Raw genomic sequence first — 23,041 nt, 5'->3', positions numbered from 1 at the left:
GACGTTCCGCGAAAAGACCTTAGTCGATCACGAAATCAACAAGGCGCCAGCCTGCCAACCTGGTGTCATAGTCCAGAACTGCAAGGCCGGCAGCCGGAAAGCCGGTCGGCAGTGCCTGACAAAGCGCCTCGTGGCCGATCAGCACTTCTAGCGTTTGCTCCATGGTCGGGTTGTGGCCGACGAGCATCACCGAGCCGGCCGCTTCTTGCGCATCGATGATCTCGAGGTAGATGCCCGGTGAGGCATTATAAAGTTCGTCGACGAATCGAAGATCGAGCGTCGAGCCCATAGCCCTGTGCACAGCATCCGCCGTGTCCCGGCAACGCGCCGCTGTCGAACTGAGAAGCAGATCCGGCCTATAGCCCTTGTTGGCCGCCTTGTCGGCGACGATCTCGGCGTCCGCGTAGCCTTTCTCGCTCAGGGGGCGGTCGAAATCATGTTGCCCAGGCGCTGCCCAAGCGGCTTCGGCGTGCCGCAGCAGATAAATCCGGGAGGGCGGAGGCGTGATTGCAGCCATAGGAAAATCCACGTCGAAGGGACTTTTTCAGTAGCGGGTGAGCGGCCCGTGCGTCAACCGTAGCGGAAGGTATTGCCGCCAAATCAGGGGTAGGAAAGTGCGGGGTTACCGGGAGGAGAATATGCGCCCGGCGGAATAGTGGTGAGAAAATAGTCTGTTAGCTCAAAAATATGACAGATTTAAAAAACTGTTTACCTAGCGTATTTGGCTTGAATCAACCGTAGTCCTCGCGATATACACCCGCCAGATGAGATGTTCTTCAGGAGAATCGCGTTGAGTGAGAAGATCGATCTTAGCAACTACGTACCCTCGGAAGAGGAAGAGTTCATGAACGGTAATCAGCGGGCTTACTTCAGAGCCAAGCTGGTCGCCTGGAGGAACGATATTCTGAGAGAGGCGCGCGAAACCCTCGACCACCTGGCGGAGGAAAGCGCAAACCACCCGGATCTTGCTGACAGGGCATCGTCCGAAACCGACCGGGCCATCGAACTTCGTGCCCGCGACCGCCAGAGAAAGCTGATTTCCAAGATCGACGCAGCACTGCAACGTATCGAAGACGGCACCTACGGCTATTGCGAGGAGACCGGCGAGCCAATCGGCCTCAAGCGGCTTGACGCTCGACCGATCGCGACGCTCTCGATCGAGGCCCAAGAGCGGCACGAGCGCCGGGAAAAGGTCTACCGGGACGAATGAGCCCGACATGCTGACAACAAAAAGGGCACCGCGCAAACCGCGGTGCCCTTTTGCTTTGTTCGGTCGGTCAACTATTTGTCGCGATTAACGCTCATCTCGCCGAAGATGCGGGCGACTTCATTCTGAAGTGCGGCATCTGCGCCGGTGAGCGGGGCCATGTCAGGGTCACGGCGAGGCAGGTTTCCAGGCGCCTGGCTAGGCCTTGCCGCGGGCGCTTGTGGTGCCGGCACGATGCGTTCGGCGGCAAGCGTACTCGTCATCTCCTCCTCGAGTATGCGCTGGAAGTCGCTCGGCTGCACTGCAGGCGCCAGCGTGCCAACTTCGACGAATGCCGATGCGGGCTGCACCGGCGCGAGCGTGTTCTGGACGGAGGGCGGGGTGACCTGCGGCTCGGTGCGCTGTTGCGGCAACACGCGCTGGCGGGCGGAATCGAGGATGTCTGCGGCAACCGAGGCCTCGATCGGCGCAGGCGCCTGACTCGGTTCCGGTCGCGGCTCGAACGACGGCGCCGGGCGCGGCGCACGTTCACGTTCGGCGATAACGGGCGGAGGCGAGGGCGGCGTGGCGACGATAACCGGCTCGGGTCGGGCTTCGATCGGCGCGCGTTCGGGCACGTAGGGTTCAGCTGGCGTGTGGCTGCGGACCGGCGCATTCTGTGGTTCAGCCGGCGCGATGCGAACAGGTGCTGGAGCCTCGGACGTCGCCTCGAGCTGCAGCGGCATCACGGGGACAGGAACTGGAGCCGGAGCCGAAGCCCGAGCAGGTTGATCCGCCGTCTCAGGCGATCCCGCGTCGGCAGCCTCGCCAATTCGGCTCTCGATGACGACATCGGTCGGTCCGCCGATCATGATCAGATGCTCGACGTCGTCCCGCCGGACGAGGACGAGACGCCTGCGCGCATCGACAGCCGCCGCATCAAGAACCTGCAGCCGCGGCTGGCGATTGCGGCCGCCGCGCACAAAGGGCGAAGGCGCGCGGCTGCGCATGATCCAGAGCACGACAATCAGCAGCAATAGAGCTATGCCGACGCCGCCGGCGGCGAGAAGGAAGCGGCTCCCATAGGCTCCCATGAGATCATCGAACATATTGGCTTACTCCCTTCGCGGTTTTGAACCAGCTGGCGACTTTACCACTTCGTAGACAAGTCCCGTTGGCCTTGTCCAGTCATGCCAACCCGAAGTGGAATTCGAACATGCTTTCTTAACAACGCATTTTAATGGCGAAATTGGCGCTCTTCTTTGTGAATTCAATCAGTCTTCACAGAGACCAGTGTTTTTGCGGAGACCGCAAATTGGTAAGAAGGAAAAGGCGCCTGATTCCTGCTTTGTCTCCCTGTTACGAGTGAAGCCCGGCAGGCCATGCGAGGGAATAGATGACGAGACCGCGTCAGGCCGACGATTATAGCGAACCGCTCTTGGACCGCGGGGGGCGCACGGGAACGGCTTTGCGCATCATCCTGCTTGCGCTTGTGCTCATCGGCGCAGCCGCCGCGTTTGTCGTTTTCAAGAGTTCTCTGGACAACGAAATGGTACTCGGCGTTCTCGGCGTGCTTGCCATGGTCGGGATTTTCTTCCTCGTGTCGTCGGTGATCGGCTTTATCGAAGTCATGCCACAACGGCAGTCCGACAGCCTGGCGCGAGCATTCTTGAACAGCCACCCCGATGGGTCTCTGATAACTGATGAGAAGGGTCGCATCGTTTATGCGAATGCGGCCTACGGCGAATTGACCGGTGCCCGCAAGTCGACGGAGGTTCAGACACTGGAAGCGCTGCTGTCGCGGCATCGGGAGTCGAACGAAGCGCTCTATCGTCTCTCCAACGGGCTGCGCGAAGGCCGAGAGGGTAGCGAGGAATTCCGCCTGTTGCGGTCGCTTGGCCCTTCGACGAACGGTGCGGGAGCGCATTGGTACCGCCTGAAAGCGCGGAGCCTGCACAGCGAGGAGATCGGGCGTAAGCCGCTGCATATCTGGCAAATCAGCGACATCACCTCCGAGCGCGACGACCAGGAGCGGTTCTTCAAGGAGTTACAGAATGCGATCGACTATCTCGACCACGCACCGGCCGGGTTCTTTTCAGCCGGCCGCAAAGGGGAGATCTTCTATCTCAACGCAACACTGGCGGAATGGCTCGGCATCGATCTCACCAAATTCGTTCCCGGTTCGGTAACGATTGGCGATTTCGTTGCCGGCGAGGGACTTGCACTCATTCAGTCGGTGCAGGCCGATCCGGGTCTGAAGAAGACCGTGACGCTCGATCTCGACCTGAAGAAGATGAACGGTCAGAGCCTGCCGGCGCAGATCGTCCACAGCGTGACGTCGATGCGCGATGGTGCGCCTGGAGAAAGCCGGTCGATTGTGCTCACGCGCCAGAAGAGCGGTGAGAGCGATCAGTCCGCGTCGGCGGCCGCGATGCGGTTCACCCGTTTCTTCAACAACACGCCGATGGCGATTGCCTCGGTGGACGGCGAAGGCCGCATCCTGCGCACCAACGCGCCGTTCCTGAAGCTGTTTTCCGGGATAGTCTCCCGGAATGATGTGGAGAACGGCGCTTTGCTCGAAGTCATTGTTCAGGACAGTGACAAGTCGAAGCTGCAGCAGGCGCTTGCGGCGGCAAAGGACCGGCAGGGCGATATCCCTCCAATAGACTCCCGCACGCCAACGGATGAAGCCCGCCATTTCCGTTTCTACGTCAATGCGGTGATCGACCAGAGCGATGAGGCGCCGGAAGAGGCCGCGATCGTCTATGCCGTCGAGGTGACGGAGCAGAAGGCGCTCGAGGCGCAGATGGCGCAGACGCAGAAGATGAACGCCGTCGGCACCCTGGCCGGCGGCATCGCGCACGACTTCAACAACGTTCTGACGGCCATTTTGCTGTCCTCCGATCATTTGCTGCTGCAGGCGCGACCGGCCGACCCTGGCTTTGCCGACCTGATGGAAATCAAGCGCAACGCCAATCGTGCCGCCGTGCTCGTTCGGCAACTGCTGGCGTTCTCGCGCAAGCAGACGATGCGGCCGACGGTGCTCAATCTGACCGATGTGGTCGGCGACCTCAGGATGCTGGTCGACCGCCTGCTTTCCGGTACGAATGTGAAGCTTGACGTCGAGTACGGCCGCGATCTCTGGCCTGTTAAGACCGATCTGTCGCAGTTCGAGCAGGTGCTTATCAACCTCTGCGTCAACGCGCGCGATGCCATGCCGCAGGGCGGCAAGCTCACGCTTCGCACGAAGAACGCAACGGCGGAGGAGGTGGCAGCATTCAATTACTCCTACATGCCGCACGAGGACATGGTTCTCATCGAGGTCTCAGACAACGGGACCGGTATCGCGCCCGAGATCATGGACAAGATCTTCGAACCCTTCTTCACGACGAAGGAGGTGGGCAAGGGAACGGGCCTTGGTCTCGCGATGGTCTACGGCATCGTCAAGCAGTCGGGCGGCTACATTCAGCCGGAGTCGGAAGTCGGCAAGGGTACGACTTTCCGCGTCTTCTTGCCGCGCCACATTGTCGAGCTGGCCGTTGCCGCGGAAGCTGACGCTGTCACGCCCGCCATGGGCGCGCCCGCTGGACAGGCGTCGACACCGTCGGAGCAACCCGAGGATCTGACGGGATCTGCCGTCATTCTGCTCGTCGAGGATGAGGAAGCAGTACGCCGGGGCGGCAAGCGCATGCTCGAGACCCGCGGCTATACGGTTTACGAGGCCGGCTCTGGCGTCGAGGCGCTCGATATCATGGACGAGCTCGAGGGCAAGGTCGACATCGTCGTCTCGGATGTGGTCATGCCGGAGATGGATGGTCCATCGCTGCTGCGCGAACTGCGCAAGAACTATCCGGACCTGAAGTTCATCTTCGTTTCGGGCTATGCCGAAGATGCATTCGCGCGCAACCTGCCGCCGGATTCCAAGTTCGGCTTCCTGCCGAAGCCGTTCTCCCTGAAGCAGCTTGCTGTCGTCGTCAAGGAGACGCTCGACAGCTAAGGGGCGCCGCGGCGCCCCTTTTCAAACGATCATCCTGCGAGCGCGACGGCAATTTCTGCCGCCAGTCGGGCATTGTTTTCCACCAGCGCGATGTTGGTCTTAAGGCTCTGGCCGTCGGTCAGGTCAAAGATGGTGCTGAGCAGGTAAGGAGTGACCTCCTTGCCGCTGATTTCGTCGCGTTCGGCGCTGTCGAGCGCCCGCTCGATGTAGATCTCCATTTCCTCCCGCGGGATCTCGTCTGCCTCCGGCACGGGGTTGGCAATCAGCATGCCTCCGTCGATGCCAAGCTGCTCGCGCACCGTCTGGAAGTTGGCGATTGCGGCCGGGCTGTTGAGCGTGAGCGGACTACGCAATCCGGAGGCGCGCGACCAGAAGGCGGGGAATTCCTCGCTTTCATAGGTGACAACAGGCACGCCCGCGGTTTCGAGCACTTCCAGGGTCTTCGGAATGTCGAGGATTGCCTTGGCGCCGGCGCAAACGACGATGACGCCGGTGCGGCCAAGTTCCTCGAGGTCGGCGGAGACATCGAAGCTTTCCTCGGCACCGCGGTGGACGCCACCGATGCCACCGGTGGCGAAGACCTTGATGCCGGCACGCTCTGCGGCTATCATCGTAGCTGCCACGGTCGTTGCCCCGTGACGGCGCTCGGCGATCGCAAAGGCGAGGTCGGCGCGCGAGACCTTCAGGACATCCTTGGCCTGCGCCAGCTGCTCCAGCTGATCGGCTTCGAGGCCGATGTGCAGCGTACCGTGAATGACTGCGATGGTGGCCGGGACGGCCCCCTCCTCACGAATGAGCGCCTCGACGCTGCGGGCCATCTCGATGTTGCCGGGGTAGGGCATGCCATGCGTGATGATGGTCGATTCGAGCGCCACAATCGGCGCGCCGCGCTGCTTGGCGCTTGCGACCTCTTTGGAATAGGCGATCGGCAGCAGGGGGGAGATCGGTTTCGTCATTGTCTCTTCCATTTCGTCGGTATTGCCTTCAATGCAAAATTCTCGCCGGTGGAACAAGCGAAAGTGTCTCCCTGACCAACTCGGGGGAGAGGTTTTCATTGACGGCGTGCGGAGACTGTACCGTAAGAGCTGCGGCAGCGGCGCCCTCCCGAACGGCATCGGCCAAGGGAATCCCGCGCATCAATCCCGAAATAACGCCGGCCGCGAGCGAGTCGCCGGCGCCTGTGACATCTGCGACGCCTTCGAGGTTTGCCGGCTGCAGGGCAACGACGCGGCGATCCGCAAAGGCGATCAGCTCGCGCTGGCCGCGCGTGACGACGCCGCCACGCAAACCGATGTCACCCAGCAGTGATGGCCAGTGCGCCGGATCGTTGGGGCGTTCGCCCGTCAGCGCGGCGGCCTCTGCCTCGTTGAGGAAAAGATAGTCTATCCCTTGAATGCACGGCTTCAGCTTGATTGCCTTCGCCGGTGAGATTGCGATCGCGCCCACCGGCTTGCCGAGCGCTTTGGCGCGCTCGACGATCGACGCCAGGGTGTCTGCCGGCAGGTTGGCATCGAAGAGGATGAAATCAGTCGCGGCAAAGGCATCGCGGACGGCGCGGATCGAGAGCCGGCGCGGCATGAACATGCGGTAGAGATCCATGTCGGCAAGGGCAATCACCAGGTTTCCGTCGTTCTCGATGATGGCAGTATAACTCGGCGTCTTCCGATCCAAGAAAACGAAGGGGCGATCGTGAACGCCTGCGAAATCGGCTGCCTCGCTGACCATCTCGCCGACCGGATCGCCGCCACGGGGCGAGATCATCGTCACGTCGAAGCCCAGCCGGGCAAGGTTGCGCGCCGCATTGAAGCCGCCGCCGCCTGGCTCCTCGAACCATGAGCCCGGATTGCTGGCGCCGGCCACCGTGCCGCCAGAAATGCGTCCGCGCCTGTCGATGTGTGCGCCGCCGAGGACAAGAATCTTCTGCTTCATTTCATCGTCCTGCATCGCCGGAAAGATACGAATCGTCCCGCCGCCGCCGTCGGGTTGGCGACGAGTGCCCTATCTCTAAGCCGTTGCTTTCCATTACTAAAACAAATGTAGAACACAGGCTATTTTACCTTTTTCTTTCAATTATTTGAACCTCGCTTGCGCGATGAGAACAAATACGGTACAAAATCGAGATCGGCGGCGACATTGCTTGAGCGGCTTCAATAACCTAAAGGTGGATCGAATGTCACAGAATACATTGCGGCTTGTAGAGGACAAATCGGTGGACAAAAGCAAGGCACTTGAAGCGGCACTCTCACAGATCGAGCGGTCGTTCGGCAAGGGCTCTATCATGAAGCTGGGCTCGAACGAGAGCGTGGTCGAGATCGAGACGGTCTCGACGGGCTCTCTCGGGCTCGATATTGCGCTCGGTATCGGCGGACTGCCGAAGGGACGCATCATCGAGATTTACGGGCCGGAAAGCTCGGGCAAGACGACGCTGGCACTGCAGACGATTGCGGAAAGCCAGAAAAAGGGCGGTATCTGCGCCTTTGTCGACGCCGAACACGCGCTCGATCCGGTCTATGCCCGCAAGCTTGGCGTCGATCTGCAGAACCTTCTGATCTCCCAGCCGGATACCGGCGAGCAGGCGCTCGAGATTACCGATACGCTGGTGCGCTCCGGCGCCATCGACGTGCTCGTTGTCGACTCCGTGGCTGCGCTGACGCCGCGCGCTGAAATCGAAGGTGAAATGGGCGATAGCCTGCCGGGCCTTCAGGCACGACTGATGAGCCAGGCGCTGCGCAAGCTGACGGCTTCGATTTCGAAGTCGAAGACCATGGTCATCTTCATCAACCAGATCCGCATGAAGATCGGCGTTATGTTCGGCTCGCCGGAAACGACGACCGGCGGTAACGCGCTGAAGTTTTATGCTTCCGTTCGTCTCGACATTCGCCGTATCGGCGCGGTCAAGGAACGCGAAGAGGTGATCGGCAACCAGACGCGCGTCAAGGTCGTCAAGAACAAGATGGCGCCTCCCTTCAAGCAGGTCGAATTCGACATCATGTATGGCGAAGGCGTGTCCAAGACCGGCGAGTTGGTCGACCTCGGCGTGAAGGCCGGTATCGTCGAGAAATCAGGTGCCTGGTTCTCCTATAACAGTCAGCGCCTCGGTCAGGGTCGCGAAAACGCGAAGATTTTCCTGCGCGACAATCCGGAGGTCCTACGCGAGATCGAAGCATCGCTTCGTCAGAATGCTGGACTGATCGCCGACCGCTTCCTGCAGAATGGCGGGCCTGATGCAAATGATGGGGACGACGTCGAAGGATAGTTCCCAACAGGTTCCGAACAGTTCGAAACCGGCCGCATTCTCGATCAGAATGCGGCCGGTTTTGTTTGTCTGCTGGACAGTGGTTAATGCGAGCGATAAAAGCCACTGGATTTAAGATTTGACCTGCCTATTGGCAGCATTGAAGGGCATAGCATGAGCGGTGTGAATGATATCCGGTCGACCTTCCTCGACTACTTCAAGAAGAACGGCCATGAAATCGTTCCGTCGAGCCCATTGGTGCCACGCAACGATCCGACGCTGATGTTCACCAATGCCGGCATGGTGCAGTTCAAGAACGTTTTCACCGGCCTGGAGCAGCGCCTGTACAAGACCGCCTCGACAGCCCAGAAGTGCGTCCGTGCCGGCGGCAAGCATAACGACCTCGATAATGTCGGCTATACCGCGCGCCATCACACCTTCTTCGAGATGCTGGGCAATTTCTCTTTTGGCGACTACTTCAAGGAGCGGGCGATCGAGCTCGCCTGGAACCTGATCACCAAGGAATTTGCGATCGACGCCAAGCGGTTGTTGGTCACCGTCTACCATACGGACGACGAGGCCTTTAACCTCTGGAAGAAAATTGCGGGTCTGCCGGACGAGAAGATCATCCGCATCCCGACCAGCGACAATTTCTGGGCGATGGGCGATACCGGCCCGTGCGGCCCTTGCTCGGAAATCTTCTATGACCACGGTGATCATATCTGGGGTGGCCCTCCCGGCTCGCCGGAAGAAGACGGCGACCGCTTCATCGAGATTTGGAACCTCGTCTTCATGCAGTACGAGCAGGTCATGAAGGATGAGCGCATCGACCTTCCGCGTCCGTCGATCGACACGGGAATGGGGCTGGAGCGCGTTGCCGCTGTTCTGCAGGGCAAGCATGACAACTACGACATCGACCTGTTCCGGGCTCTGATTGAGGCTTCGGAAGAAGTGACAGGCGTAAGGGCAGAGGGCGAGCGGCGTGCAAGCCACCGCGTCATTGCCGACCACCTGCGTTCCTCAGCGTTCCTGATTGCCGATGGCGTGTTGCCCTCGAACGAAGGCCGCGGCTATGTGCTTCGTCGCATCATGCGCCGCGCTATGCGGCATGCCGAGCTGCTCGGCGCCCGGGAACCGTTGATCTGGAAGCTGCTCCCGGCGCTCGTTCAGGAGATGGGGCGTGCATATCCGGAGCTGGTCCGTGCGGAATCGCTGATCTCCGAGACGCTCAAGCTTGAGGAAACCCGCTTCCGCAAGACGCTGGAGCGTGGCCTCTCGCTGCTGTCCGATGCCACGACGACGCTCGGCAAGGGTGACATGCTCGATGGCGAGACGGCGTTCAAGCTCTACGACACCTATGGCTTCCCGCTCGACCTGACGCAGGATGCGCTTCGCGCCCGCGAAATCGGTGTCGACATATCGGGCTTCACCGACGCGATGGAACGCCAGAAAGCCGAAGCACGCTCGCATTGGGCTGGCTCCGGCGACAAGGCTACCGAGACGATCTGGTTTGAACTCAAGGAAAAACACGGCGCGTCGGAGTTTCTCGGCTACGATACCGAGACCGCAGAAGGCGTTGTTCAGGCCCTTGTGAAGGACGGTGCGTCGGTCGCGTCTGCGTCGGCCGGGGACAAGGTTCAGATCGTCGTCAACCAAACGCCGTTCTACGGCGAGTCCGGCGGCCAGATGGGCGATACTGGCGTCATTACCTCTGATACGGCCAAGATCGAGATCACGGATACACAAAAGAGGGGCGAGGGCCTCTTTGTCCACATCGGCTGCGTCGTCGAAGGTAGCGTGAAGGCAGGCGATGCGGTGGCGTTGACGGTCGACCATTCGCGCCGCTCGCGCCTGCGCGCCAACCACTCCGCCACGCACTTGCTGCACGAGGCGCTGCGCGAAGTGCTCGGTACCCATGTCACCCAGAAAGGCTCATTGGTCGCCCCCGAGCGCCTGCGCTTCGACGTTTCGCATCCGAAGCCGATGACCGCGGACGAGCTGAAGGTCGTCGAAGACATGGCGAACGAAATCGTGCTGCAGAATTCGCCGGTCACAACCCGCCTGATGAGCGTCGATGACGCGATTGCCGAGGGCGCCATGGCGCTGTTCGGCGAAAAATACGGCGACGAAGTTCGCGTCGTCGCCATGGGCCAGGGCGTGCGCGGCGGCAAGGCGGGCAAGCCTTATTCGATCGAGCTTTGCGGTGGCACGCATGTCGGCGCGACCGGTCAGATCGGCCTGATCCGCGTTCTGGGCGAAAGTGCGGTTGGCGCTGGCGTGCGCCGTATCGAGGCGGTCACCGGCGAGTCCGCGCGCGAATACCTGGCGGAACAGGACGAGCGCGTCAAATCGCTTGCGACGTCGCTCAAGGTGCAGCCTGCCGATGTTCTTGCTCGTGTCGAGGTGCTGATGGATGAACGCCGCAAGCTGGAGCGCGAACTGGCCGAAGCCAAGCGCAAGCTTGCGATGGGCGGCGGGCAGGGCGGTTCTGCCGATGCGGTCCGTGATGTCGCCGGTGTGAAATTCCTCGGCAAGGCGATCTCGGGCGTGGATCCCAAAGATCTCAAGGGTCTCGCGGATGACGGCAAGGCGAGCCTCGGTTCCGGCGTCGTCGCGCTGATCGGCGTTGCCGAAGACGGCAAAGCAAGCGCAGTCGTTGCAGTGACCCCGGACTTGACGGGCCGGTTCAGCGCCGTCGATCTCGTTCGCGTCGCGTCGGCTGCTCTTGGCGGCAAGGGCGGCGGCGGTCGTCCCGATATGGCGCAGGCGGGCGGCCCGGATGGGGCAAAGGCGGACGAGGCGATCGAGGCTGTGGCGGTCGCGCTGGCAAGCTGAGCGAACTGACGTTCGCACGAAACTCTTTGGAAGGCGGGGCAGGTCCCCGCCTTTTCATTGGCGGAACCGTCAAAGTCCGCAGGATTTGTCAAATCGCAGTATGGTGTTCTGCAGCCGATCGACTTGCACGAGGTTCAGACATGAATGGCGAAACGGCATGGGCACTCTACGAGCACCGTCTGCGACGGGTATCGGCCTATATCCATGATCATCTCGACGAAGAGCTCGACATGGACAGACTTGCCGACATCGCCTGCATGTCGAGTTACCACTGGCACAGGATCTATCGGGCGGTTCACGGCGAAACGCTTGCGGCGACCGTCAAGCGGCTGCGGCTGCATCGCGCCGCCGGCGACATCGTGTGCACCGCTCTTTCTGTTGGGGAAATCGCAAAGCGATCGGGCTATCCCAACCTCCAGTCCTTCAACCGTATCTTCAAATCGGTCTACGGCATGCCGCCGGCGCAATACCGGAAAGAGGGAAGCCACAAAGCCTTTGATCCCTTACCCAACGGAAAGACTGCAGCGATGTTTGACATTACCTCACGGGAGATTGAACCAATTCAATTGCTTGGCGTGCCGCATGTCGGCTCGTACATGCAGATCAGCCAGGCGTTCGAGACCTTGTTCGGCACGCTCTATGCGCGTGGGCTTGCCAAGCCTACGATGCGCATGATTGGTGTCTATCTCGACGATCCCGACATTGTGCCGGCCGAAAAGCTGCGGTCGGTCGCATGTGTGACCACCGACGGCGAGATTTCCGCCGCGGCGCCGTTCGAACGCCGCGTGCTGGACGGCGGGGAGTATGCGGTGCAGCGCCACAAAGGCCCCTATGCTGACATGCATAAGGCTTACCAGTGGCTCTATGCGGAATGGTTGCCCGCTTCAGGCCGGCAGCTTCGCGACAGTGTGATGTTCGAGGAGTATCTCAACAACCCACGCGATGTGCCGCCGACCGAGCTTTTGACTGACATCCACTTGCCGATTGCCTGAGCCTCTGGCCGCTACTGGGCGATCTTCATGGCCTCGTCATCGATTGCGACGGCGCGCTTATGGGCCGGGCGATCGGTGACTCGGCCGAGATAATCGACAAAGGCCTGCCGCTTCTCGATGGTGCCGAAGCCCAGGCCCCAGCCAATATGCGAGCCGACGTAGACGTCGGCCGCCGTGAAGCGATCTCCGGCAACGTAGGGCGTGGTACTGACGGCGTGCTCCAGCGTGTTCATCACATCGGCGAATCTGCCATATCCCGCCATCCGGGCTTTGTCGGGAGGCGTTTCAAAGCCCAATGCCTTGTTGGTGGCTGCGGCTTCGAGCGGTCCGGCGGTAAAGAACATCCAGCGATAGTAGCTGCCGCGTTCATCCGGCGTTGGCGCAAGGTCTGCCTCGGGGAAGGCGTCAGCGAGGTAAGCGCAGATTGCGGCGCACTCGGTGACGACCGTCTTGCCATGCCGGACCGCGGGAACCTTGCCCATCGGGTTGACGGCAAGGTACTCCGGCGACTTCATGGTTCCGCCAAAGGTCATGATCTCTGTTTTGTACGGTACGCCTGTCTCCTCCAGCATCCAGCGGGCGATGCGACCACGCGACATGGGGTTGGTATAGAATATTAGTTCGTCTGCCATGCACTCCTCCTCATTTTCTGTTTGCGTTCCTGGATCCGAACATAGTGTATCAAGCCCGGCCACCAGGGAGATAGGACAGAGAGGTCCAGCGCAAAGTCCGCAACTATTTAGAGCGCCTTGCGATATTGGATGAAGCCAGATCGCTCGGCGATCCTGTCGTAGAGTTTTCGCGCCGTTGCGTTTGTTTCGTGCGTCATCCAGTAGAGTCGACCGGCACCATGTTCACGGGCGAGATCGGCGACGGCGTCGATGAGAGACGCGCCGGTGCCGAGACCGCGCTGCGTGTCGTCGACATAGAGATCCTGCAGATAGCAGGTCCTCTTTGGCAACCAAGTCGAGCGATGGAAGATGGCGTGGACGATGCCGACGAGGCGGCCGCTATCGTCGAACGCGCCGAGCGCGTGCATGTCCTCGGCGGGATCCTGAAAGCGACCCCAGGTCAGATCCGTCGTCTCCGGCGCAATGACGACCTCGTAGAAGCGCTGATAGCCGGCCCAAAGCGGCTCCCAGGCGGCGCGGTCGGATGGTTGTAGCGGACGGATCGTTGTGGTCATTGTTCATGTTCCCCTTTGACGTCGCTGAAACGAAAACGGCGGGGAAATCCCCGCCGCACCGTTCGCATATCGCTGATGGCTTATGCCATGGCCTTCTGCAGGTTCTCGTCGATCTTATCTAGGAAGGCAGTGGTCGACAGCCAAGGCTGATCGGGGCCGATGAGCAGCGCCAGATCCTTGGTCATGAAGCCGGCTTCGACAGTGTCGACGCAGACCTTTTCGAGCGTGGCCGCGAACTTTGCGAGTTCGCCATTGTCGTCGAGCTTGGCGCGGTGCGCGAGGCCGCGGGTCCAGGCGAAGATCGAGGCGATCGAGTTCGTCGAGGTTTCCTGGCCCTTCTGGTGCTGGCGGTAGTGGCGGGTAACCGTGCCGTGTGCGGCTTCGGCTTCGACGGTCTTGCCATCCGGGGTGAGCAGAACCGAGGTCATCAGGCCGAGCGAGCCGAAGCCCTGTGCGACCGTGTCGGACTGGACGTCGCCGTCATAGTTCTTGCACGCCCAGACGTAGCCGCCGGACCACTTCAGAGCGGATGCGACCATGTCGTCGATCAGCCGGTGTTCGTAGGTGATGCCGACTTCCTTGAACTGATCCTTGAATTCGGTCTGGTAGACTTCTTCGAAGATGTCCTTGAAGCGACCGTCGTATGCCTTGAGGATCGTGTTCTTGGTCGACAGGTAGACCGGCCACTTGCGCATCAGGCCGTACATCATCGAGGCGCGGGCGAACTCGCGGATCGACTCGTCGAGGTTGTACATGGCCATGGCAACACCGGCGCCCGGGGCGTCGAAGACTTCCTTTTCGATGACCTGGCCGTCTTCACCGACGAACTTGATGGTCAGCTTGCCCTTGCCGGGGAATTTGAAGTCGGTGGCTCGGTACTGGTCGCCGAAAGCGTGACGGCCGACGACGATCGGCTTGGTCCAGCCCGGAACGAGGCGCGGAACGTTCTGGCAGATGATCGGCTCGCGGAAGATCACGCCGCCGAGGATGTTGCGGATCGTGCCGTTCGGGCTCTTCCACATCTGCTTGAGGTTGAATTCCTTGACGCGGTCTTCGTCGGGCGTGATCGTCGCGCACTTGATGCCGACGCCGTGCTTCTTGATGGCGTTGGCGGCGTCGATCGTGACCTGGTCGTTGGTGGCGTCGCGGTTTTCGACGGAGAGGTCGAAGTAGTCGATGTCGAGGTCAAGATACGGATGGATCAGCTTATCCTTGATGAGCTGCCAAATGATGCGAGTCATTTCATCGCCGTCGAGATCGGCGACGGGATTGGCGACCTTGATCTTCTTCATGTATCTGCCTCGTTAAGCTTAGAAGGGACGGGCGTCCCGGGTGGGTGATATCAAATCCGGAGCGCTATAGCATTGTGCGCCGGGAGTGCAAAGCCGGAAGCGGGAGGCGGCGGCGTTTTTGCGGCCATTGCCAAGCCGTGGAAAATGGCTAGTCTCCGCCGCGAAACCATTGCCCGGATATTCGTCATGAAGAAGATTTCTCTTGCCCTAGCGGTCCTTCTCGGCTCGACCGCACTGATCCTTGCCGCCGATGTTACGGCACCGGTCAAGGAGATCATGGATGCAACGATCAAGAACTGGTCGGGTGCGGACAGCGACTGGATCGACATCTTCGATGCAAGCAAGCTTTCGAGGCTGTATAGCAAGGACTTCGTGACCAAATACCAGGCGGCGATCCAGAACCCGGCTGCCGACGAAGACGGGGTTTCGCCTTTCGACTACGACGTGATCGTCAATGGCGAGGATGCATGCCCTCTCGAGGATTTGACTTATACGCCGAAGCCTGGCGCTGACGGAGCGACGGAAGTGATTGTCACTTTCAAGAAGGCGACATGCATGGATGACGGATCGGACAAGCAGGCCGTGACCACCGTTCGGTTCGAGATGCTCGACGAGGCCGGCAAGCCTGTGATCGATGACATCGTCACCGAGGGTGATCCTGGGCAACCACCGAATTCGCTCAAGAACACCATGGTGCAGATCGCCAAGGGCCAGTGATGGCTCGGATAACTCGGGGCCGTATTTTTCCGAGATGGTCGGTGCGCTAGGTTCTCACCGTCGAGTAGCGGTTGTGTGGAGGGACGGCGAACCCGTCCGTTGGTACTTGTCGAAAACGCCCTCTATCATTGGCTGTCTGAGGGGCGCGAATGAGGGGCCAGAGCAGCTTGCTTTCCGGTTTTGACTTTCGTGACTGGTTGCTCGCCCACGACCCGGCGCTGTCGCGTCTGCGAGTGGCGTCGCGTGTAACGCTGACGATAGCGCTTTCATTTGGGGCGCTGCTTGCAATCCACCATCTGCTGTTTCCGCTGCCGACGGCTGCCTACGGTCTCGGCATTGTCTTGTCGATCGAAGGCGCCGTCGCGGTAAAAGACAAGGGTAGCGCGTCGCAGCTTGTGACGCGTCTATTTGGTTGCGCGGCGAGTGTCTGCGTTGTTGGCCTTGCCGCAGCGCTGGAAGCAAATCGCTCTGTCTCAGACGCAGCCTTCCTGCTCATCATCTTTCTTGCCGCGGCCGGACGGGTGTTCGGCCCGCGGGGGCATGCGATCGGCATGTTCGCCTTCACATCCTATTTCATGGGTGCTTACTTCCGCCCGTCCATTGCAGAGCTTCCGCTGATTGCGATCGGACCGGTCGCTCCGGCGCTGATCGGGCATGTTGTGCGTTCTCTCGTGCTTCCCGATGATTGGCGTCGGGATCTCTTGCGTTCGCTGGAAAGTGTGCGCGGCCGCATCAACCAAATTTTATTCAAGATCGCGGCGCTCGCGTCCGTGGGGCGAATGACGGACAAAGATGCGCAGGAACTGCGCCAGCTGGAGGAGCGCCTGAAGGAAGTCGTGCTCATGGCGGAGGGCTTCATTCCGCGACCACCGACGGGAGTGTTCGATGCCGGCACGGAGTCCGCCGCCGAGTTGGCTATCCGCCTGTTCGACGCTCACCTTGCCGCCGAGAGCGCGATTGTACTCAGTTCGCAAAGCGTGCCGCCGTTTGCTCTCGTTCACGCCATCATCGAGGGAGATCCCATCCCCAGGACGCCGGTGACGCCCGATGAATTGCAAGCTGAGACGAGCCAGGCATTGATCCGCCTCGGTGAGGCGCGCGCGCTGCTCGCGCGGACGATCGAAACGGGCTACGCGACCGGATTTGTCGAGGTCGCTGCCGTGACAGAAACGGTTGGCGCCCCTGCCAAGATCGACTTTTCGCTCGCCAATCCCCTGATCCGTTCGGCGCTGCAGGTAACGCTAGCATCCGCGATCGCGATGACGTTCGGCTTGATGCTATCGCGCGAGCGCTGGTTTTGGGCCGTGCTCGCTTCCTTCCTGGTGTTCACCAACACGAACTCCCGTGGCGACACCGCGACGAAGGCCCTGCAGCGTTCCCTTGGGACGCTCTTTGGGATTGCGATGGGGCTGGTCTTGACGACGTTTCTCACGCCGCATGTGGTAGCTGCGCTGGCGGTCACGACGGTTGCCATTTTCCTCGCGTTCTATTTCCTGCAGACGTCCTACGCGACGATGACCTTCTTCGTCTCAATCGCGCTCTGCCTGGTCTACGGGATGATCGGGACGCTGACGGTCGACCTGCTCATGCTGCGTATCGAAGAAACGATGCTTGGGGCGGCGGCGGGCACGTTCGTTGCCTTCGTCGTCTTTCCGGCGCGAACGCGGGTGGCGCTCGATGTCGCGCTTGGCAAATGGTTTGCCGCGCTGCAGGAGCTGCTTTCGGCCGCGGCTGCGAGGGAAGCGACAGATTTGCTGATCGCTCTTTCGCAAAAGCTAGACGCTGCCTACCGCGATCTAACGGCTGCAGCACGTCCTCTCGGTTCGACCTGGTCAGTTGTCACCAGACCGGGACACACCAGGCAGACGCTGGCAATCTTTCTCGCGGCGACCTATTGGGCGCGGATCATGGCCAAAGACTACTACGGTGGCCCTGCGTGCGATGCTGAGAGCATTAAGCTGATTGACGCAGAGCTCCAACGCGTGACGCTTCTGGCAGGGCGTCAGTCGGAGTGTTTTTTCGTCGACCGAAAGACTAGCGGTGCGCCCGGACGGCACTTGGCGCTGTCACATGCCGGCGCGCGCCTGGGCGTGGAAATGATTACTTCGACGTTGGACAGGCTCTACCCGAACGCTTGACCCTTGCCGTTTTGGCCCGGCTTGGCTATTCCGCCCGTAACAAAAGGATCCAGCGTCATGGCAGGCACGAACAGCGAGCGGCAACTTCTCACAGAAGGTCCGGTTATCATTCTCGTCGAACCCCAGATGGGAGAGAACATCGGAATGGTTGCGCGCGCCATGGCGAACTTCGGCCTAGCGGAACTCAGGCTCGTCAACCCGCGCGACGGCTGGCCGAACGACAAGGCTCAGGCTGCCGCCTCGAAAGCAGATCATGTGATCGAAGGCACGAAGGTCTTCGAGACGCTGGAACAGGCGATCGCCGACTTGAACTTCGTCTATGCGACGACGGCGCGCGAGCGGGACGGTTTCAAACCAGTGCGTTCGCCTGTCGTGGCGGCAGAGACGCTACGGGCGAAATTCCGCGCAGGCGAGGGCACCGGAATCCTGTTCGGCCGCGAGCGGTGGGGTTTGACCAATGAGGAAGTCGCGCTCGCCGATGAGATCGTCACTTTCCCGGTCAATCCCGCTTTCGCGTCGCTGAATATCGCGCAAGCCGTGTTGCTGATGTCCTATGAGTGGATGAAGTCGGGCATGGAAGATATCGGAACCGTTCCTTTCCAGGCGATGTCGCAGACGCAATCGACCAAGGAACAATTGTTCGGTCTTTACGACCAGTTGGAAGAGGCACTGGAGGCCCGCAATTATTTCCACCCTGCCGGGAAAAAGCCCAAAATGGTGGACAATCTGCGCGCAGTCCTGTCCCGCCGCGCCTTCACGGAGCAAGAAATCAGCGTGTTGCGCGGCGTGATCTCCTCCCTCGACCGCTTCTCGCGGAAGTATCCGCGCGGCAGCCGACCACCTGCAGATGCCAAGGAACAGCCGAACGATGACCCCAGCGGCGAATGAGCTGAAACCGGTTCTGGTCTTCGATTCCGGCATCGGGGGGCTGACCGTGCTGCGTGAGGCGCGCGTGCTGATGCCAGAGCGCGGTTTTATCTACATCGCCGACGATGCCGGCTTTCCCTATGGCGGCTGGGAAGAGCAGGCGCTGAAGGAACGGATCATCAGCCTTTTCGCCAGGCTGCTTGCCGAGCATGACCCAGAGGTCTGCATCATCGCCTGCAACACGGCGTTCACGCTGGTTGGCGCCGATCTGCGCGCGGCCTATCCTGAGATGACCTTTGTCGGTACGGTACCGGCGATCAAGCCGGCGGCAGAGCGGACGCGCTCAGGGCTCGTCTCGGTGCTGGCGACGCCAGGGACGGTCAAGCGCGCCTATACGCGCGATCTGATTCAGTCGTTCGCGCAGCAATGCCATGTACGCCTCGTTGGCTCCGAAAACCTGGCGCGAATGGCGGAGGCTTATATCCGCGGCGATACCGTATCCGACGAGGTCGTGCTGTCCGAGATCGACCAGTGTTTCGTGGAGAAGGACGGTCGCAAGACCGACATCGTGGTGCTTGCCTGCACGCACTATCCCTTCATGGCCAACGTCTTCCGGCGGCTCGCACCCTGGCCGGTCGATTGGCTGGACCCGGCGGAGGCGATTGCGCGGCGCGCCCGCAGCCTGGTACCGAAGGTCGCCGATGCTGTGCACTCCGACAATTTCGACTTTGCAGTATTCACTTCGGGCAATCCCGATTTTGCGACGCGGCGGCTGATGCAGGGGTTTGGGCTCAGGGCTTGACGTTCGGCGCTAGCGCCAACACCAATCTGGTCTTGATGCAATAAGGGCTATCGCAAAGCTAAGCGACTGCGCACACTGGGGGTTGTGATTCGCATCGATCCCGCCAGGCTCCGCATGTCCTTCCAAAAACGTGTCATGGCTATCTTTTTTCTGCAGCCGATTGCGTTCGGCAGCTGGTTGCCGCGCATTCCTGAAATCCAGGCCCGTTTGGAACTCGGGCCTGCCGATCTTGCGCTGGCCTTGCTCGGAATGCCGCTCGGTATTCTCTCGACGCTGCCCGTCGCCGGACGAGTGGTGTCTCATATCGGCGGCAAGACCACTGTCATAGCTGGCTTCTTCGTCTTTTCGGTGATTGTCTGCCTACCGGCCTTCTCCCGTACGCCGGTAGAGCTCTTCATTGCGCTGGCGCTGCTTGGCGTCGCGATGTCGACGCTGGAGTTGGGGCTGAATGTCGAGGCGGATCGCGCCGAAAAGGATACCGGCTCGATCATCATGAACCGCTGCCATGGGTTCTGGAGCCTTGGTATCATGGCTGGCAGCTTGCTGGGTTCGGCGATGGTGGCCATTGCAACTTCGGTGGAATGGGCGATCATGGCGGCCGCCTTCATCGTTTTGCCGTTTGCTGTCCTGGCAAGCCTCCGCCTGCCGCCGGATCGCGAAGCTGGGTCGGCTCCGCCGCATGCGCCGTTCAAATTGCCGAGCAGCGCGCTCCTCGGCATCTGCGCCTTCGTCTTCGGAATTACCATGACCGAAGGGGCGATTGCCGACTGGTCGGCTGTCTATCTCAAAGACGTTTTCAAGACCGACGGTATGATGACCGGCATCGGATATACGATCTTCGCCTCGATGGTGGCGGCCGGGCGCTTCAGTGGCGACCATTTGAAGCAGCGTTTTGGCGCGATTTTGCTGGCCAGGGGCTGCGGTGCGGCTGCTCTTGTGGGCATGCTGATCGTCGTCTTTGCCTGGCAGAGCCTGGTGACGATGGCTGGCTTTGGGCTGGTCGGCATTGGTGTGTCGGTCGGCTTTCCCCTGGCCGTCACGGCGGCGGCGAGCCTCAAGGATCGACCCGCGGCAGCCAATGTCGCCATCCTGTCCTTTATGGCCCTTACGGGCTTTTTGATCGGGCCGCCGCTCATCGGTTTCATCGCCGAGGTGTCGGGTCTGCGCGTAGGGCTAGCGGTGTTGATTGTTCCGCTCGCCATCAGCCTCGCGTTTACGCGCATGCTTGCGGTGCGGTTCTGACGTTTTCTCCTGTGGGTTTGTGCGACCGTGTCGCCAAAGACACGCTCAAACCTGCTAGCACGCCGTGTTCGATTGAAAGAGGATTGTGACATTGCAGGTTGGTATCGATATGGGATCGGCGACGGGGGGGAATCCGGCCACGCTCGATATCGAGGAGCTTCTGGCTACCCGTCTTCTGGTGCAGGGCAATTCCGGCTCCGGCAAGTCGCATCTGCTCCGCCGCCTGCTGGAGCAATCCGCACAGTGGGTGCAGCAGGTCATCATCGATCCTGAAGGTGATTTCGTCACGCTGTCGGACAAGTTCGGCCATGTCGTCGTCGACGGCGAGCGGACCGAAGCAGAATTGGCCGGCATTGCCAACCGTATCCGCCAGCATCGCGTCTCCTGCGTCCTGACACTCGAAGGGCTTGATATCGAGCAGCAGATGCGCGCCGCCGCCGCTTTCCTCAACGGCATGTTCGATGCCGACCGCGAATACTGGTATCCGGTTCTCGTCGTGGTCGACGAGGCTCAGATGTTTGCGCCTTCGGTCGGCGGCGACGTCTCGGAAGACGCCCGCAAGATGTCGCTCGGTGCAATGACGAACCTGATGTGCCGTGGCCGTAAACGCGGTCTTGCCGGGGTGATCGCGACGCAGCGCCTCGCCAAGCTCGCCAAGAACGTGGCCGCAGAAGCCTCGAACTTCCTGATGGGCCGCACCTTCCTCGATATCGACATGGCACGAGCGGCCGACCTGCTCGGCATGGACCGCCGGCAGGCGGAAATGTTCCGCGACCTGAAGCGCGGAAACTTCGTCGCGCTGGGACCGGCGCTGTCGCGCCGTCCGCTACCGATCCAGATCGGCAATGTTGAAACGTCCGCGCGTTCGTCGAGTCCCAAGCTCATGCCGCTGCCGGATGCGCCGCAAGACGTCGAAGACCTGATCTTCACGCCGGATCCGGAAGAATTCCAACGTCCGATCGTCCGTCGCGCCCCGCCTGCGCCGCGGCCGACAACTGATATTCTCGCCGAATTGGCGCGTTCGGCGCCTGCTGCCTCGGCTTCACCCTCGGAGACACGTGTGCCACAGCCTGAGCTATCGGCGCAGGAGCGAGAGGAGCGCCTGACAGCCGTGCTTCACGAGATTCTGGACGATCCGGACTCTGGATTCCGAACGGATTCCGTGCTTTACCAGGAGTTCCTCGTGCGACTTCGTATGCGCCGGGTTCCCGGTCCACCGATGTCCTTGCCGGAGTTCAGGCGTCGCGTCGCGATTTCGCGCTCCGGCGTGGACGCGGCAACGGCGGAGACGGAGGCGTGGGCGACGGCGCTGTCGCTCTCTACCGGTGTTACCGATGATCTCCAGGGCGTCTTCCTGATGCTGGCGAAGGCCGCCGTCTGCGGCGAACCGTGCCCCTCGGACGCCCGGATTGCACGCGCCTACGGCACCCATTCGGCACGGCGGGCCAGACGCCTACTCGGATATTTTGAAGAGCAAGGCATCGTCGTCGTGCATACCGACTTTTCGGGCAAGCGTATCGTCGCGTTTCCCGACATCAACTGCCAGACGGCGCCAGGCGATGCAAATGCGGCTGATATGGACGACGTTCCCTCTGCTGCAGAATAACGCTGCGATCGAGGCAGAGCCGTTCTCCGACGAAAAGCGAACGCTAGGGTCGGGCCAGATGTGGATTGTGATTGACATTCCAGCGACTTCCCCCTAAAGACCGCGCCAGCACCGGGCAGAGATGTCCGGTGTTTCATTTGACATGTCCCGTGGATTTGTCCTGTTCGCGTAATGGGATGATCCTGTCGGATCCTCGAAAGAAGATCAAAGGAGGGCGTGTTTCCTTCACGCGGTTTGGCAACAGACCGTTCTAACTTTCTGAAAGGAAATACGATGAGCAAGCGCGAATCGTCTAAGTACAAGATTGACCGCCGTATGGGCGAAAACATCTGGGGCCGTCCGAAGTCCCCGGTGAACCGCCGCGAATACGGCCCGGGCCAGCATGGTCAGCGCCGCAAGGGCAAGCTTTCCGACTTCGGTGTGCAGCTGCGCGCCAAGCAGAAGCTCAAGGGCTACTACGGTGACCTGCGCGAAAAGCAGTTCCGTGCAATCTTCGCTGAAGCCGCCCGCCGCAAGGGTGACACCTCTGAAAACCTGATCGGTCTTCTGGAGTCCCGTCTGGACGCGATCGTCTATCGCGCCAAGTTCGTTCCGACCGTTTTCGCTGCCCGCCAGTTCGTGAACCACGGCCACGTGACCGTGAACGGCGTCCGCGTCAACATCGGTTCTTACCGTTGCAAGGCTGGCGACGTCATCGAAGTTCGTCAGAAGTCGAAGCAGCTCGTTTCCGTTCTGGAATCAGTTGGCCTAGCTGAGCGTGACGTTCCGGACTACATCGAAGCCGACCACAACAAGATGGTTGCTACCTTCGCTCGTGTTCCGGCTCTCGGCGACGTACCGTATCCGGTCGTCATGGAACCGCATCTGGTGGTCGAATTCTATTCTCGCTAATTAGCGAGAGGCGTTTTCGCATACGGAAAAGCCGCCTCTCGGGCGGCTTTTTTGT

At 60.9% G+C, this 23,041-nt stretch carries 19 protein-coding genes; 12 read left to right on the top strand and 7 right to left on the bottom strand.

All coding sequences use genetic code 11. The features are described from left to right. Positions 1 to 19 precede the first annotated feature (19 nt). The gene (locus WGT02_RS12615) at positions 20 to 517 is read right to left on the bottom strand and encodes a histidine phosphatase family protein (RefSeq protein ID WP_208250313.1); all 498 of its coding nucleotides are present in this window, start codon (positions 515 to 517) and stop codon (positions 20 to 22) included. Positions 518 to 790: 273 nt separating this feature from the next. Here WGT02_RS12615 and dksA point away from each other — a divergent pair, with 273 nt between their 5' ends. Continuing rightward, complete coding sequence (gene dksA / locus WGT02_RS12610) at positions 791 to 1,210, top strand: RNA polymerase-binding protein DksA (RefSeq protein ID WP_024312771.1); 420 nt, start codon at positions 791 to 793, stop codon at positions 1,208 to 1,210. 71 nt (positions 1,211 to 1,281) lie between these two features. On the opposite strand, the gene WGT02_RS12605 is transcribed toward dksA, so the two are convergent. Next, on the bottom strand, positions 1,282 to 2,295 hold the full coding sequence (locus tag WGT02_RS12605; protein WP_024312770.1) for a flagellar biosynthetic protein FliO: 1,014 nt from the start codon (positions 2,293 to 2,295) through the stop codon (positions 1,282 to 1,284). Between the two features lie 287 nt (positions 2,296 to 2,582). Here WGT02_RS12605 and cckA point away from each other — a divergent pair, with 287 nt between their 5' ends. Further along, complete coding sequence (cckA, locus tag WGT02_RS12600; RefSeq protein ID WP_208250315.1) at positions 2,583 to 5,183, top strand: cell cycle histidine kinase CckA; 2,601 nt, start codon at positions 2,583 to 2,585, stop codon at positions 5,181 to 5,183. Positions 5,184 to 5,212: 29 nt separating this feature from the next. Here the strand turns inward: cckA and WGT02_RS12595 are convergent, their stop codons facing one another. Both WGT02_RS12595 and WGT02_RS12590 read right to left on the bottom strand, forming a co-directional pair. Further along, the gene (locus tag WGT02_RS12595) at positions 5,213 to 6,139 is read right to left on the bottom strand and encodes a pseudouridine-5'-phosphate glycosidase (RefSeq protein WP_208250316.1); all 927 of its coding nucleotides are present in this window, start codon (positions 6,137 to 6,139) and stop codon (positions 5,213 to 5,215) included. A 28-nt stretch (positions 6,140 to 6,167) separates the two neighbouring features. Then, on the bottom strand, positions 6,168 to 7,112 hold the full coding sequence (locus WGT02_RS12590) for a carbohydrate kinase family protein (RefSeq protein ID WP_024312767.1): 945 nt from the start codon (positions 7,110 to 7,112) through the stop codon (positions 6,168 to 6,170). A gap of 241 nt (positions 7,113 to 7,353) precedes the next feature. Between WGT02_RS12590 and recA the strand changes: the two genes are divergently transcribed. The 3 genes from recA (at position 7,354) to WGT02_RS12575 (ending at position 12,245) form a co-directional block, all read left to right on the top strand. Beyond that, positions 7,354 to 8,439: a recombinase RecA gene (gene recA / locus WGT02_RS12585; RefSeq protein WP_024312766.1), complete on the top strand. Its 1,086-nt coding sequence runs from the start codon at positions 7,354 to 7,356 to the stop codon at positions 8,437 to 8,439. A 153-nt stretch (positions 8,440 to 8,592) separates the two neighbouring features. Next, positions 8,593 to 11,253 carry an alanine--tRNA ligase gene (gene alaS / locus WGT02_RS12580; protein WP_024312765.1) on the top strand — a complete coding sequence of 887 codons (2,661 nt, stop codon included), beginning with the start codon at positions 8,593 to 8,595 and terminating at the stop codon, positions 11,251 to 11,253. 140 nt (positions 11,254 to 11,393) lie between these two features. Then, positions 11,394 to 12,245 carry a GyrI-like domain-containing protein gene (locus WGT02_RS12575; protein WP_208250317.1) on the top strand — a complete coding sequence of 284 codons (852 nt, stop codon included), beginning with the start codon at positions 11,394 to 11,396 and terminating at the stop codon, positions 12,243 to 12,245. 11 nt (positions 12,246 to 12,256) lie between these two features. Here the strand turns inward: WGT02_RS12575 and WGT02_RS12570 are convergent, their stop codons facing one another. The 3 genes from WGT02_RS12570 to WGT02_RS12560 form a co-directional block, all read right to left on the bottom strand. After that, positions 12,257 to 12,877: a glutathione S-transferase family protein gene (locus WGT02_RS12570; protein ID WP_024312763.1), complete on the bottom strand. Its 621-nt coding sequence runs from the start codon at positions 12,875 to 12,877 to the stop codon at positions 12,257 to 12,259. A gap of 107 nt (positions 12,878 to 12,984) precedes the next feature. Then, the gene (locus tag WGT02_RS12565; protein ID WP_024312762.1) at positions 12,985 to 13,431 is read right to left on the bottom strand and encodes a GNAT family N-acetyltransferase; all 447 of its coding nucleotides are present in this window, start codon (positions 13,429 to 13,431) and stop codon (positions 12,985 to 12,987) included. 80 nt (positions 13,432 to 13,511) lie between these two features. Next, entirely contained in the window at positions 13,512 to 14,723 is a 1,212-nt protein-coding gene (locus WGT02_RS12560; RefSeq protein ID WP_208250318.1) for an NADP-dependent isocitrate dehydrogenase, read from the bottom strand. A 186-nt stretch (positions 14,724 to 14,909) separates the two neighbouring features. On the opposite strand from WGT02_RS12560, the gene WGT02_RS12555 reads away from it, so the two are divergent. From WGT02_RS12555 to rpsD, 7 genes are all read left to right on the top strand, one after another. Beyond that, complete coding sequence (locus tag WGT02_RS12555) at positions 14,910 to 15,440, top strand: hypothetical protein (RefSeq protein ID WP_208250319.1); 531 nt, start codon at positions 14,910 to 14,912, stop codon at positions 15,438 to 15,440. A gap of 149 nt (positions 15,441 to 15,589) precedes the next feature. After that, a complete protein-coding gene (locus tag WGT02_RS12550; RefSeq protein WP_208250320.1) occupies positions 15,590 to 17,578 on the top strand; it encodes an FUSC family protein in 1,989 nt (662 codons plus the stop codon). A gap of 57 nt (positions 17,579 to 17,635) precedes the next feature. Beyond that, complete coding sequence (locus WGT02_RS12545) at positions 17,636 to 18,466, top strand: RNA methyltransferase (protein ID WP_024312759.1); 831 nt, start codon at positions 17,636 to 17,638, stop codon at positions 18,464 to 18,466. Next, the gene (gene murI / locus WGT02_RS12540) at positions 18,447 to 19,247 is read left to right on the top strand and encodes a glutamate racemase (protein WP_024312758.1); all 801 of its coding nucleotides are present in this window, start codon (positions 18,447 to 18,449) and stop codon (positions 19,245 to 19,247) included. Before WGT02_RS12545 ends, murI begins: the two co-directional genes overlap by 20 nt. A 114-nt stretch (positions 19,248 to 19,361) precedes the next feature. After that, positions 19,362 to 20,489: an MFS transporter gene (locus WGT02_RS12535; protein ID WP_208250321.1), complete on the top strand. Its 1,128-nt coding sequence runs from the start codon at positions 19,362 to 19,364 to the stop codon at positions 20,487 to 20,489. 91 nt (positions 20,490 to 20,580) lie between these two features. Further along, complete coding sequence (locus tag WGT02_RS12530; RefSeq protein WP_024312756.1) at positions 20,581 to 22,095, top strand: ATP-binding protein; 1,515 nt, start codon at positions 20,581 to 20,583, stop codon at positions 22,093 to 22,095. A gap of 273 nt (positions 22,096 to 22,368) precedes the next feature. Then, positions 22,369 to 22,986 carry a 30S ribosomal protein S4 gene (rpsD, locus tag WGT02_RS12525; RefSeq protein ID WP_024312755.1) on the top strand — a complete coding sequence of 206 codons (618 nt, stop codon included), beginning with the start codon at positions 22,369 to 22,371 and terminating at the stop codon, positions 22,984 to 22,986. Positions 22,987 to 23,041: the final 55 nt, after the last annotated feature.

It is taken from the genome of Rhizobium sp. T1470, assembly GCF_042140505.1.
Lineage (GTDB): Bacteria > Pseudomonadota > Alphaproteobacteria > Rhizobiales > Rhizobiaceae > Rhizobium > Rhizobium favelukesii.
The sequence above is the reverse complement of the archived record's forward strand: the minus strand, read 5'-3'. Positions and strand labels throughout refer to the sequence as shown.